The following is a 12,568-nucleotide window of genomic DNA, read 5'->3' on the forward strand; positions in this document are numbered from 1 at the left end:
GGTAGGTGCCAACCTTGGTTGGCACGGGTGTGTCCGAAGCTCGCCGTCGGCGGATGCCAACCAACGTTGGCACCTACCAAAGCAAGGGCAGGGCGCTATAGTCCGCGCATGGAACCGACTGCGACGCTGGACCGTGACGTGGCCCACCATGCAGCGCTCGATGCGCGCCTGGTCGAGGCCGTGGGAGGCATCCGCCTGCTGGGCCTGACCAGCTGGCCGGCAACGGTGCAGGCACCGTTCCTGGACAGCGTGGCACGTGGCCAGCCGGTGCTGCCGAAGGTGGATTACCCACGGCTGGACTTCAGCGAAGAACGTCGCGCGCTGGGCTCGATCGCCGCCGACTGCGACGACACTCATCCGCTGGGCCACTACGTGCGGCAGTCAGCGCAGAGCTGGGACCTGGCCGCGCAGCTGCTGGAAGGGCTGGGCACCGCCGCCGTTGATACCTGTTCGGTGCAGCTGTTCGGCGCCCCCGAGCAGCCGCTGCCGGGCAATGGCCCGAGCACGCGCGAAGCGGCGCGCCACTTCATCCAGATTGCGGCCGAACTGGACCACGAACTGCTGGCGCCGGAAGAGCAGGTGCCGGTCTCGGCCATCGCCCTGCAGCTGCAGCTGCAGAATGATCTGGATGCGTTCTTCGAATCGCGCATCATCCAGGTGCAGCTCGACCCGGAACTGGTGTCCAAGGCCGCTGCCGGCCCGACCCGCATCCGGCTGCGCACCAGTGCGCGCTTCAGCGCCTACGACCGCGCGCAGCTGTTCCACCACGAAGCGCTGGTACATTCGCTGACCGCATTGAATGGCCGCGAACAACCCGTGTTGCCCAGCCTGGCATTGTCGTCGCCGCGGGTAACGGCCACCCAGGAAGGGCTGGCCACCTTCGCCGAACAGATCACCGGCAGCATCGACATCGAGCGCCTGAAGCGCATCAGCCTGCGTACCGAAGCGATCGCCATGGCGCGCGAAGGCGCCGATTTCATCGAGGTATTCCGCTACTTCTGCGATGCCGGACAGAACCCGGAAGAGAGTTTCGCCTCGGCGCAGCGCGTGTTCCGTGGGGTACCGCCGAGTGGCGGCCTCGCCTTCACCAAGGACACGGTGTACCTGCGCGGACTGGTATCGGTGCACACCTTCTTCCGCCACATGCTGGCCGAGGACCGCCTGCAGGTCTGCCGCTGGTTGTTCGCGGGCAAGATGAGCCTGACCGATGCGATCGCGTTCGCGCCGCTGTTCGAGTCGGGGGTGCTGAAGCCGCCTCGCTGGCTGCCGCACTGGATGAGCCGGGCGAACGGCCTGGCCGGCATGCTGGCGTTCTCGCTGTTTGCCAACCGGATACGAATGGACCAGCTGGCGCCGGAATGAAATGCGTTGGCGGCTTGTGGCGTCTTGATTGATATCGGAGAGAGCGGGGGGCTTGCGCTGGCCAGGACACGCCGCAAGTACGTCCCTGTAGGCTCGGCCACGGCATCCATGCCGTGGACGGTCCTGGCCAGCGCAAGCCCCCCGCTCCAGACAATTTCCTGCGAGACGGCCAGCAATCCACCAGAGGAATTGCGCTTGAAGAGCTTGAAAAGCAAAGAGCCGGGCAATGCCCGGCTCTTTGCTTTTGCTCTTGCTTTCCATTGCCTCCGCGCCGGCGCAGGGGATTGTCGAGCGAGGTGGGACGGGCCGAGGCAGGACCGTTGGCGCCATGGATGGCGCCATCGAGCCCCCAAGGACGGGTTTACGGCGTGTCCTGCATGGGCCTGCCTACCCGCGCCATGCAGGAACATTCAATGCTCCGCAGTGCCCGCTTCTGACTTAGAACTCCGCCGCCACCGTCATGAACAACTGCCGCGGCGCGCTCGCATGGATCGCATAGCGCGTGCCCTTCGGATCGGTCGGCGCGAACGAGCTCAGCTGGCCGGCGTAGCGCTTGTTGGTCAGGTTGGTCGCGTTCAACGACACCCGCACGTTGCGCAGGCCCAGGCCCGGGCCGAAGTCGTAGCCCGCACCGGCGTCGAAGGTGGTCACGCCCGGCACCGACTGGTCGTTGGTGTAGGTGTAGTAGCGCTTGCCGGTGTACTTGGCACGCAGGCTGGCGAAGAAGCCATCGCGGTTCCAGCTGATTTCACTGGAGGCCATGCGCTGCGGCGTATCCACCGTGATCTTGCCGGCCACCGGTACGATGGCGCCGCCCGAGGTGTAGTCATCCTCGTAGGTGGTCTTGTTCCAGGACAGCGCGTTGTACCACTGCAGGCCGTCGATCGGCTTGAGGATGAAGGTCAGCTCCGCACCGTGGCTCTTCACCGAGCCGACGTTGATGAAGCGCGTCACGCACTCCGGGCGCGTGCCGACCTCGATGCTCGAGCACGGGTTCAGCGACAGCAGGCGGTTGTCGAACTTGACGTTGTAGGCCGCGATCGACGCCTGGTATTTCTCGCCGAAGGTACGGAAGCCGGCTTCAAGGCTCTTGGATTTCTCCGGCTCCAGGCCAGCGCTGGCCGCGAACGATTCCGGCGACACCTGCAGCGGGCCGCCGCTGCCACCGCCGACGAAGGCGGCGATGTTCTCGGCGTACGAAGCGAACAGCTCGTTGTTGGCGTTGAGCTTGAAGCCCAGGCCCAGCTGCGGCAGCACCGATTCCTTGGCGGTCAACGTGCCCGAGGCGATGCTGGTTTCCACGCCCGGCTGGGCGGCGGCGCGCATGCGGGTGTTCGGGCTCTTGATGCCCACATCCACGGTCAGGCGCTGGTCCAGGAAGCGCATGCGGTCCTGCACGTAGAACTGGCGCGTGCGGATGTCGAAGTCCTGGTTGAACAGCAGGCGGTCCGGGTTCTTCAGGTACAGGTCGTCCAGGAACGGGCCGCTGATGTAGTAGAAGTTGCGCGACACGTTATGGTCGTTCTGCTCGTACCACAGGCCGGCTTCCAGCTCGTGGATACCGACCGTCCACGACAATGCGGCGGTCAGGCCATCGCGGTTGATCGTGTAGTTGGTACTGCGGATCGAGATCGGCAGCATCTTGTCGGTGCCCGGGTAGGACGGCTGGCCCGGTGCCCACCAGTGGCCCTGGCCACGGTTGTCGTGGTGATAGGCCAGCAGCTTCAGGCGGCCCTGCTCGCCCAGGCGCAGGTCCGCATCCACCGAGTACAGGTTGTCGTCGCGCAGCGCACGGCTCTGGTAGTACGCGTCGTCGATGCTGTTGACGCCGCCGCTGAAGGCGCAGCGTGCCTTGTTGTAGGTACCCGGCGCGCAGTACGCAGCGGCGACGGCGCGATCCCAGTCCGGCGCGTAGATGTTCCAATCCCAGCCCAGGCCGCGGGCCAGCATGTCCTTGGACAGATAGGCGTAGTTGGCCTGGCTGGCGCGCGAGGTGGCCACGAACGCACCGAAGCGGTGATCGCCGACATTCCACACCGCCTTGGCGTTGAACTGGCGGGTGGTCTGGTTCTGGTATGGCGCGGCCCACATGTCCTGGTCCTGGTGCACGCCGGACACGTAGGCCGAGAAGCCGTTGATGTCGCCGGTATCCACGCGCAGGTAGCCACGGCGCTGGCTGTCGTCGCCAACGGTGACGCTGGCGCGGCCACCGAATTCGGTGGACGGGTCCATCGAGAAGTACTGGATGGTGCCGCCCAGATTGCTGGTCGAGGCCACGCCCAGCGAACCGATGCCCTGCGACAGCTCGGCACCGGCCAGGTTCTCGGCGATGATCGCGCGGGCGATGCTCAGGCCGTTGTAGTTGCCGTAGCTGTTGTCGCCCAGCGGAATGCCGTCCAGCGTGTAACCGAGGCGGCTCTTGTCGAAGCCGCGCAGGCTGATGGTCTGCGATTCCTCGTTGGCACCGAAGGCATCATTGGACTGCACCGACACGCCCGGCAGGCGGTCGAGGATCTTCTGGCCGCTGGTGCCCGGCGGCAGCACCTGCTTGTCGACGGCGGTGATGCGCTGCACCTGGCGGGTCTCGCCCTGGCCGATCACGGAGACGGTATCCAGCGTCTGCGCGCTCAGCGCGGCATCGGTGCTGGCGCCGGTATCGGCGGCGGTGGCGGCATGGGCGCTGGCGGCGGCGGAGAGCGCGATCGCCACGGCGATCGTCAGGTGTCGGGTCTGCATGGTGGTCCGTTGCATTGGGGGTGGTCACCGCCACGCGTGCGCGGTGCATGGCCACTATGCGAACGGAACATGAAACCTTCTTTACGAAAAACCAACGAACGGTGCAGGGCCGCCGTGCGTGTCCTGCAACATGTTCGTCATGGCGGTATGCGGGTGGGAATCAGAAGCGCTCACCGGGCCAGCTGAATTTGAGATGGTCCATGCAGTCACGGTCATGTTCGGAGAATGAGAACCCGATCTGGATGCCGTTCACTACCGTGCCGAGCACCGTCGACTCGTCCAGACTATGCCCTGACGGGACGGAAAGGACGTTGAAGTCGGGGTAGCGACGACCCATCTGCTTTCGCGAGATGCAGGCGCCGCCCAGCCGCAGCGTAATGCCTTTGATGATTCGCCCCGACGCATCGGTGTAGATCTGGCCAGAAGGCCCTTTGATCCTCCCGGCGACCACGAAGGGCGCCAGATCGATGGTGGCGCTGTCGCCCCGGCCCCTTCTTGCTTCCGAATGCGAGCCGGCCGGCGCCAGTGGCGATAGCTGCGCGACAAGGTCAGAGCGTGCCAGCTGCAAGGACCAGCGTTCCACGAGCCGCCATGTTGCATCCGCCTCATCCGCAGTGGCAGCAGGTGGGGTGGCCGCCAGTGGCGGGGTGGCGACCACAAGAAGCGCAATCAGCAATGCACGCATGCCAACCTCCTTGATCCGCGATGCCGGCCGTTCATCCATCGGGCTCGGCGAGCGTTGGAGGTATAGCACCGGTTCTGCCGATGTGTCGGGCAATACGTCCCGAAAATGCAGAAACAAAAAGGGGCCGGATCCCCCTCGAAAGCGAAGGTTCACCGGCCCCGCGCACTCCGTGGGGGAGGCGGTCCACGCGTTGCGTGGAGACGGGCTCAACCCATGTACAGGCCACCGTTGACCGGATAGTCGGCGCCGGTCACGTACGAGGCTTCATCCGAGGCCAGCCAGGCGCACAGGCCGGCCACTTCCTCGGGGCGTCCCAGGCGGCGCACCGGCACCGAGGCGGCCAGGCGGTCCAGCACATCCGGCGGGAAGCCGCTGATCGCCTGGCTGGCGATGTAGCCCGGCGACAGCGTGTTGACGGTGACCCCGCGCGAGGCTACTTCCGCCGCCAGCGCACGGCTGAAGCCATGCATCGCGGCCTTGGCGGTGGCGTAGTTCACCTGCCCGATCTGACCCTTGTGGGCGCTGACCGAGCCGATGTTGATGATGCGCCCCCAGCCCCGAGTGGCCATGCCATCGACCACCTGCTTGGTCAGGTTGAACAGCGCATTGAGGTTGGAGGCGATCACCGCGTTCCAGTCCTCCACCGTCATCTGCCGGAACAGCAGGTCGCGGCTGCCACCGGAGTTGTTGACCAGCACGTCCACCTCGCCGACTTCAGCGCGGACCTTGGCGAATGCGGCGCTGGTCGAGGCCCAGTCGGTCGCGTTGCCTTCGGAGGCGATGAAGTCGAAGCCCTGTTCGCGCTGCTCGCGCAGCCAGTTGGCCTTGCGCGGCGAGTTAGGCGCGCAGCCGGCAACCACGGTGTGGCCGCTGCGGGCCAGGCTCTGGCAGATGGCAGTGCCGACACTGCCCATTCCACTGGTGACGTAAGCGATTCGAAGCGTCATTGCAGAAGTCTCCTTGGCAAAGGGTCAGGCGGCGAGGGGATACAGGCCGAACAGCAGGCTGCCGATCATCAGCAGCATCGAGATGGCGATGGCCCACTTCAGGGTGAACTTCTGGTGGTCGGCGAATTCGACCTTGGCCAGGCCCACCAGCAGGTAGGTGGACGGCACCAGCGGGCTGAGCAGGTGCACCGGCTGGCCGGCCAGCGAGGCGCGCGCCATCTCCACCGGGGTGATGCCGTAGTTGCTGGCCGCCTCGGACAGGATCGGCAGCACGCCGAAGTAGAACGCGTCGTTGGACATGAAGAAGGTGAACGGCATCGATGCCACGGCGGTGATCACCGCCAGGTACGGGCCCCACGATTCCGGAATCACGGCCAGGAAGCTGTGCGACATCGCCTCCACCATGCCGGTGTTGTTGAGGATGCCGGTGAAGATGCCTGCGGCGAAGATCAGTGACACCACCGACAGCACGTTTCCGGCGTGGTTGACCACGCGGCGGCGCTGCTCGGCCAGGTTCGGGTAGTTGATCACCAGGGCGATGGCGAAGCCGACCATGAACAGCACCGGCATCGGCAGCACGCCGATGATCAGCGCGGTCATCAGCGCTACGGTCAGCGCAAGGTTCACCCACAGCAGCTTCGGCCGCTTGATGTCTTCGGCGTCCTCCACCGACGGCAGCGCGTTGTTGTCATCGGACACGCTGTTGTCCATCCAGCTGCCACCCTGCGGCAAGGTCACCACACCCAGGCGGCGGCGTTCCTTCAGGCCCAGGTACCAGGCCAGCAGCAGCACGCCGGCACAGGCGATCACCATCGACGGGATCAGCGGCACGAACACGTCGGCCGGGTCCACGTGCAGCGCGGTGGCCGCGCGTGCGGTCGGGCCACCCCATGGGGTCAGATTCATCACGCCGCCGGCGAGGATGGTCACGCAGGTCATGTTCAGCGCGTTCATGCCCAGCCGCTGGTACAGCGGCAGCATCGCCGAGACGGTGATCATGTAGGTGGTCGAGCCATCACCATCAAGCGAGATCAGCATCGCCAGCACCGCGGTGCCGAGCACGATCTTCATCGGATCGCCCTTGACGAAGCGCAGGATCACCCGCACCAGCGGATCGAACAGGCCCGCATCGATCATCACCCCGAAGTAGAGGATGGCGAACATCAGCATCACGCCGGTCGGCGCGATCTTCTTGATGCCCTCCAGCATCATCTCGTCGATGCCGGCGCCGAAGCCACCGATCAGCGCGAACAGGATGGGGATGGTGATCAGGGCGACGAGCGGCGACAGGCGCTTGCTCATGATCAAGTACATGAACGTAATGACCATGCCAAAGCCGAGGATGCTCAGCATCATCTGCGGACTCCTTGCGAAAACAGGACGTGGGGGAGTGGAAGGCGCCCGGGCGGCATGCCCGGGAATCCGGGTTTAGAAGTCGTACTGCAGGCGTCCGGTAACCGCGCGCGTGCGGTCCACCGTCACCCCGGCCAGGCGGTCGCGGTTGCGGCTTTCGATCACGTTGAGCATGAAGCGCAGGTTGTCGCGCAGGTACCAGTTGCCACCCAGCGTCCAGGCTTCGGTGCTGCCGCGGCGCAGGTCCGGCGCGCCATCGAGATGCTGCGCGCCCCACATCTGGTCATAGCGCAGCGCCAGTTCGAAGGCGCCGGCCTTGTGGCGGATGTCCTTCACTCGCGCGAAGCGACCGGTCTTGCGGTCGTAGGCGCGGCTTTCGCCGGTCACGAACCAGCTGAGCATGCCGTAGGCGGCCATCACATCGCCACGCTGGGCGCCGTCATCGAAGGTGGCGCCACTGAACTCGCCCTGCCACGACAGCGGGCCGCGCACCTGCGCGTACTCCAGCGACCACTTGTTGACGTCGGTATCGCGGCCGGCGGAGAAGTCGACCAGGGTCAGGCGGCTCTCGTCGGACAGGTGGCCGGCCGGGCGCGGGCGGATGCGCAGGCCGGGCACGCCGTTTGCGCCGGGGTTGTCGTAGGCCTCGCGGGCCAGCGACAGGCCCAGGTGCAGCACGTCGCCGTCGCTGGGCGAGGGTGCCCAGGTGACGCGGCCACCGGCAGCGCGCCCCTTCACCTGCCAGGCGTCGATGCTTTCCAGGCTGTAGAGGCTGGCCGCCCAGGTGAAGTCACCGGGGTTGGCCTGCCATGACGCACCCAGGCGGTACAGCGGCGCCAGCGTGGTACCGGCGTTGCCGCGCTCCAGGAAGCTGCCGTAGTTGGAACTGGTGCGGTCATCCAGCGAGAAGTACTGCTTGAACTGGCCCACGGTCAGCTTGCCGGCCTTGCCGAAGCTGCGTGCCAGGTACACGTCCTTCGCCTCGACGCGGTCGCCGGAGAAATCGGCTTCCAGCTTGTAGTCGACCACGAAGAACTTGCCGGACACGTCAACCCACGCACGGCGGATTTCGGTGTCGTCCTTGTTCGGGGTGCCGCGGTTGTCGTTGTCGAAGGTGGCGAAGTCCAGGTGCAGGCGGCCACCGAGGGTGGCGGTGACCGGACGGTCGTCTTCGGCGGCAAAGGCCGGCGCCGACAGGGCAGCCAGCGCCATCATGGCGGCAGGACGCCGCCAGGCAAACGTGAATTCCACAAACCCTCCCAGGTGCGCGCCAGGCGCGCGGCAATCGTGGGCACCGGACGGTGCGCGGCCGCAGTCTGGGTCGGGCAAGCTGTCATCGTCCTGTCAACGGATTGTGCGGTGCAGCGTAAAGCGACCCGCTGCTGCCTCCGGCGGGGCGCGGCGAGTGCGGCAGCGGCATGCGGTAGCATTCGTTTCCCCTCCCACCCCCGTGCCCATGCGCCTGCTGCTGGTCGAAGACAACCCGGATCTGGCCGATGCGATCATCCGCCGCATGCGCCGCAGTGGGCACGCCGTGGACTGGCAGGCCGATGGCTTGGCGGCGGCCAGCGTGCTCCGTTACCAGAGCTTCGACCTGGTGGTGCTGGATATCGGCCTGCCCAAGCTCGATGGCCTGCGCGTGCTGGCGGGCATGCGCGAGCGCGGCGACGGCACACCGGTACTGATGCTGACCGCGCGCGATGGCATTGAAGACCGCGTGCAGGCGCTGGATGTCGGCGCCGACGACTACCTGGGCAAACCGTTCGATTTCCGCGAGTTCGAAGCGCGCTGCCGCGTGCTGCTGCGGCGTGCACGTGGCCAGGCCAGCGAAGTGGTGCAGATCGGAGGCTTCCAGTTCGACAACGCGGCGCACCGGGTGAGCCTCGACGGCGAACCGATCGAACTGCCCAACCGCGAATACCGACTGTTGGAGATCCTGGTCGGCCGCCTCGGCCAGGTGGTCGGCAAGGACGAGATCGGCAATGGCCTGTTCGGCTTCGACGACGAAGCCGGCCCGAACGCCATCGAGCTGTATGTCGGTCGCTTGAGAAAAAAACTGGCCAGTGCGCCGTTGCGCATCACCACAGTGCGCGGCGTCGGCTACCTGCTGGAAGCCAGCGATGGCGGCAGCGACACCGATGGCTGACGCACGCGCTGCGAACGCCGCACCGGGTTCGTTGCGGCGCACGCTGCTGCTCTACCTCGGCGCGCTGCTGGCAGTGTTCGCGGTGGCCCTGCTGTTTGCCGCGCGCGGCTATGGCCAGCGCGCCGCCAACCGTTCCTACGATCACCTGCTGGTGTCCTCGGCGTTGTCCATTGCCGATTCGGTGGCCTTGGTCGATGGCCAGTGGCAGGTCGATCTGCCCTATGCCGCGCTGGACCTGCTGGCGATGGCCCCGGAAGACCGTGTGTTCTATCGGGTCGCAGACAGCCGCGGCAACCTGATCACCGGCGATGGCGACCTGCCGGCGCCGCCGCGCCGGCCCGGCACGCAACCGCAGCTGTTTGATGCGGCGTACAGCGGCGAGACCGTGCGCTTCGTGGTGGTCGGCCGCAGTTTCGCCGCCGCCTCGGCGCAGGGCGAAGTACAGGTGCAGGTGGGCCAGACCCGGCGAGCGCGAGAAGCGGTCGCGCAGGACATGGTCAACCGTGCATTGCTGGCGATCGGCGTGCTGTCCGGGCTGCTGCTGGCGTTGGTGGCCTTTGGCGTGCATCGCGCGTTCCGGCCATTGGTGCGGGTGGAACGCGAGCTGTCGCGCCGCGAGCCGTCCGATCTGAAACCGCTGGATGCGCGCGTGCCTCGCGAGATGGACCAGATGGTGGCGGCGTTGAACCGCTTCATGGAACGACTGTCCAGCAGCAACGAGACCTTGCGCGCGTTCATGGCCGAGGCCGCCCACCAGATGCGTACGCCGTTGGCTGCCCTGCGCGCGCAGGCACAGCTGGCGCTGGATGACGACGACCCCGAAGACATGCGGCGCAGCCTGCAGGCGATCGAGCGCAATGCCACGCATATGAGCCGGTTGTTGAACCAGCTGCTCAGCGATGCCAGCGTGATCCATCGCTCGCATCTGCAGCGCTTTACAGCGGTGGACCTGGCCGAGACCGTGCACCAGGCCCTGCATGAAGCCCTGCCGCAGGCCGGACCGGCACCGCGCGTACAACTGGCGATGACCGCCGAACCGGTGCAGGTGCATGGTGACGCGCTGCTGCTGCGCGAGGCGATCAAGAACCTGGTCGACAACGCACTCAAATACGGCGGTGACGGCCCGTTGCAGATCGCGTTGACCGTGGAAGGCGGGCAGGCCGTGCTGACCATCGCCGACCATGGCGCCGGCATCGCGGCCGCCGATGCCGAGCGCGTATTCGAGCGCTTCGCCCGTGGCGAAGGCGCGCCGTCCGGTGGCGCCGGGCTGGGCCTGGCCATCGTCAAGCGCGTGGTCGACAGCCATGGCGGCCGCATCGACCTCAGCAACCGCCCGCAGGGCGGGTTGATCGCCACCATCCACCTGCCCCGGAGCAGTCCATGATCCGCCTGTTCGCTGCTGCCGTTGCCTTGCTGTTGGCCGTGCCGGTGCTTGCAGCACCGGGCGACGTACGCCGCTTCCCGGCCCAGGCAAAGGCCACTGCGCAGCTGCGCATCCACGGCACCACCGACATCGAAGTGTTCGCGGTGGTGATTGCCGATTACCAGCGGCTGCACCCCGGCACGGAAGTGGTGTACGAGGACATCATCACCCAGGACCTGTACGCACGTTACCTGCACGACCGCGGCGGACCGGCATCGCCGGACCTGCTGATCTCCAGCGGCATGGACCTGCAGACCAAACTGGTCAATGACGGTCACGCGCTGCCACACCGTTCGGCGCAGACCGCCGCGCTGCCGGCCTGGGCGCAGTGGCGCAACGAGGCATTCGGCATCAGCTATGAGCCGGTGGTGATGGTCTACAACACCCGCGCGATGCCTTCGGCCAAGGTGCCGCACACGCGCCGCCAGCTGTTGGACCGGCTGCGCGCGGAGGGGGCGCCCCTGCGCGGCAAGGTCGGCACCTATGACATTGAGCGCAGCAGCGTCGGCTACCTGTTGGCGACCCAGGATGCGCAGCGCGGCAGCATTGCCGGCGCGTTGCTGGGCGCGCTCGGCGACAACGACGTGGTGCGCGAGGAGCGCACCGGTGTTCTGCTGGACAAGGTCGCCAGCGGACAGCTGTCGCTGGTCTACAACGTGCTCGGCTCCTACGCGCAGGCGCGCATCGACGCGGGTGCGCCGCTGGCGATTGTGGAGCCCGAGGACTACACACTGGTGGTGCTGCGCACCGCGGTGATCCCGCGCACCGGCCCACACCCGGAAGAAGCGCGACGCTTCCTCGATTACCTGCTGTCCCCGCGAGGCCAGCAGGTCCTGTCGCGCGAGGCGCGGCTGATGCCGATCGTGAGCGGCAACGCACGTGGCGACGATGCGCCCGGCCGCAGCCGCCGTCCGATCCAGCTCGGCCCGGGCCTGCTGGTGTATCTGGACGCACTCAAGCGCCGCCAGTTCCTCGATGCCTGGCGCAGCAGCGTGGAGCCGGCAGGGCGCTGAGGCTCCGGCCTGCCCGTACAATGGCCGCATGAGCGAATACACCATCCTGATCGCCGATGACCACCCGCTGCTGCGTTCGGCGGTGGTGCAGTCATTGCGGCAGAGCCTGCCGCTGGCGCAGGTGCGCGAGGTCGCCAGCGGCGAGGCATTGGCCGAAGCACTCGACGCGCACCCGGACGTGGACCTGGTGCTGCTCGACCTGACCATGCCCGGTGCACACGGTTTCTCCGCGCTGCTGCACGTGCGCGGCTCGCATCCGGACATCCCGGTGGTGATCCTCTCGTCCAACGATCATCCGCGGGTGATCCGCCGTGCCCAGCAGTTCGGCGCGGCCGGTTTCATCCCGAAGTCGGCCCCGGCCGAGACCATCGGCGAGGCGGTGCAGGCAGTGCTCGATGGTGGCCTGTGGTTCCCGGCGATGGCCGCCGAACGCTCCGAGGCCGACGCGCTGCTGGCCAGCCGACTGGCGCAGCTGACCCCGCAGCAGTTCCGCGTGCTGCTGTGCCTGGCCGATGGCCTGCTCAACAAGCAGATCGCCTATACGCTGGGGTTGGCCGAGAACACGGTGAAGGTGCATGTCACCGCGATCCTGAAAAAGCTCGAGTGCCATAGCCGAACGCAGGCAGCGGTGCTGGTGAAGGCGCTGGAGCCGGAAGGCGACGCGGGCGCTGGACTGTAGTTTCCAGCCAACGGCGCCGCCCCTCGTGGGTGGACACGTAGAGCAGTTCATGGGTGAGGCCGGGCAGGTGGACTGCGCAGGGGCCGCTGCAAGTACGTCCCTGTAAGCTCGGTCGCCGCATCCATGCGGCTCACGCCCCTGCGCAGCCCACCTGCCCGGCCACGGACAGGTTCCGTGCACGTCCACCCACGGAAGAGAAAAGAAGATCAAAAGCAAAGGCAGCC

10 protein-coding genes are annotated in these 12,568 nt (G+C 66.8%); 5 read left to right on the forward strand and 5 right to left on the reverse strand.

Annotated elements, in window-relative coordinates; genetic code table 11:
- The first annotated feature begins 108 nt into the window (after positions 1 to 108).
- Positions 109 to 1,362 carry a flavohemoglobin expression-modulating QEGLA motif protein gene (locus tag R1H25_RS01625; RefSeq protein WP_107380401.1) on the forward strand — a complete coding sequence of 418 codons (1,254 nt, stop codon included), beginning with the start codon at positions 109 to 111 and terminating at the stop codon, positions 1,360 to 1,362.
- A gap of 438 nt (positions 1,363 to 1,800) precedes the next feature.
- Here R1H25_RS01625 and R1H25_RS01630 read toward each other — a convergent pair whose 3' ends face one another.
- The 5 genes from R1H25_RS01630 to R1H25_RS01650 form a co-directional block, all read right to left on the reverse strand.
- Positions 1,801 to 4,098 (reverse strand): TonB-dependent receptor domain-containing protein, encoded by a 2,298-nt coding sequence (locus R1H25_RS01630; protein WP_317222429.1) that lies wholly within the window; start codon positions 4,096 to 4,098, stop codon positions 1,801 to 1,803.
- A 160-nt stretch (positions 4,099 to 4,258) separates the two neighbouring features.
- The gene (locus R1H25_RS01635) at positions 4,259 to 4,783 is read right to left on the reverse strand and encodes a hypothetical protein (protein ID WP_317222430.1); all 525 of its coding nucleotides are present in this window, start codon (positions 4,781 to 4,783) and stop codon (positions 4,259 to 4,261) included.
- A gap of 206 nt (positions 4,784 to 4,989) precedes the next feature.
- Positions 4,990 to 5,730 carry an acetoacetyl-CoA reductase gene (gene phbB, locus R1H25_RS01640; RefSeq protein ID WP_057500557.1) on the reverse strand — a complete coding sequence of 247 codons (741 nt, stop codon included), beginning with the start codon at positions 5,728 to 5,730 and terminating at the stop codon, positions 4,990 to 4,992.
- 24 nt (positions 5,731 to 5,754) lie between these two features.
- The gene (locus R1H25_RS01645; RefSeq protein ID WP_057500562.1) at positions 5,755 to 7,083 is read right to left on the reverse strand and encodes a CitMHS family transporter; all 1,329 of its coding nucleotides are present in this window, start codon (positions 7,081 to 7,083) and stop codon (positions 5,755 to 5,757) included.
- Between the two features lie 75 nt (positions 7,084 to 7,158).
- Entirely contained in the window at positions 7,159 to 8,298 is a 1,140-nt protein-coding gene (locus tag R1H25_RS01650) for an OprO/OprP family phosphate-selective porin (RefSeq protein WP_208043015.1), read from the reverse strand.
- A 241-nt stretch (positions 8,299 to 8,539) separates the two neighbouring features.
- Between R1H25_RS01650 and R1H25_RS01655 the strand changes: the two genes are divergently transcribed.
- From R1H25_RS01655 to R1H25_RS01670, 4 genes are read left to right on the forward strand one after another with little or no spacing between them, the layout of a single operon-like run.
- A complete protein-coding gene (locus R1H25_RS01655) occupies positions 8,540 to 9,229 on the forward strand; it encodes a response regulator transcription factor (protein ID WP_317222431.1) in 690 nt (229 codons plus the stop codon).
- Positions 9,222 to 10,613, forward strand: coding sequence for a sensor histidine kinase (locus R1H25_RS01660; RefSeq protein WP_317222432.1), 1,392 nt, complete (start codon positions 9,222 to 9,224; stop codon positions 10,611 to 10,613). The genes R1H25_RS01655 and R1H25_RS01660 overlap by 8 nt, the downstream gene beginning before the upstream one ends.
- Complete coding sequence (locus R1H25_RS01665; protein WP_317222433.1) at positions 10,610 to 11,665, forward strand: ABC transporter substrate-binding protein; 1,056 nt, start codon at positions 10,610 to 10,612, stop codon at positions 11,663 to 11,665. Before R1H25_RS01660 ends, R1H25_RS01665 begins: the two co-directional genes overlap by 4 nt.
- A 28-nt stretch (positions 11,666 to 11,693) precedes the next feature.
- Complete coding sequence (locus R1H25_RS01670; RefSeq protein ID WP_317222435.1) at positions 11,694 to 12,344, forward strand: response regulator transcription factor; 651 nt, start codon at positions 11,694 to 11,696, stop codon at positions 12,342 to 12,344.
- Positions 12,345 to 12,568: the final 224 nt, after the last annotated feature.

It is taken from the genome of Stenotrophomonas veracruzanensis (assembly GCF_032911525.1).
Classification (GTDB): Bacteria; Pseudomonadota; Gammaproteobacteria; order Xanthomonadales; family Xanthomonadaceae; genus Stenotrophomonas; species Stenotrophomonas africana.

Excerpts from the sequence above, each read along its gene's own strand:
- R1H25_RS01650 (WP_208043015.1), bottom strand. The coding sequence starts at position 8,298 with ATGATGGCGCTGGCTGCCCTGTCGGCGCCGGCCTTTGCCGCCGAAGAC.
- phbB (WP_057500557.1), bottom strand. The coding sequence starts at position 5,730 with ATGACGCTTCGAATCGCTTACGTCACCAGTGGAATGGGCAGTGTCGGC.
- R1H25_RS01655 (WP_317222431.1), top strand. The coding sequence starts at position 8,540 with ATGCGCCTGCTGCTGGTCGAAGACAACCCGGATCTGGCCGATGCGATC.
- R1H25_RS01630 (WP_317222429.1), bottom strand. The coding sequence starts at position 4,098 with ATGCAGACCCGACACCTGACGATCGCCGTGGCGATCGCGCTCTCCGCC.
- R1H25_RS01665 (WP_317222433.1), top strand. The coding sequence starts at position 10,610 with ATGATCCGCCTGTTCGCTGCTGCCGTTGCCTTGCTGTTGGCCGTGCCG.
- R1H25_RS01660 (WP_317222432.1), top strand. The coding sequence starts at position 9,222 with ATGGCTGACGCACGCGCTGCGAACGCCGCACCGGGTTCGTTGCGGCGC.
- R1H25_RS01645 (WP_057500562.1), bottom strand. The coding sequence starts at position 7,083 with ATGCTGAGCATCCTCGGCTTTGGCATGGTCATTACGTTCATGTACTTG.
- R1H25_RS01670 (WP_317222435.1), top strand. The coding sequence starts at position 11,694 with ATGAGCGAATACACCATCCTGATCGCCGATGACCACCCGCTGCTGCGT.
- R1H25_RS01635 (WP_317222430.1), bottom strand. The coding sequence starts at position 4,783 with ATGCGTGCATTGCTGATTGCGCTTCTTGTGGTCGCCACCCCGCCACTG.
- R1H25_RS01625 (WP_107380401.1), top strand. The coding sequence starts at position 109 with ATGGAACCGACTGCGACGCTGGACCGTGACGTGGCCCACCATGCAGCG.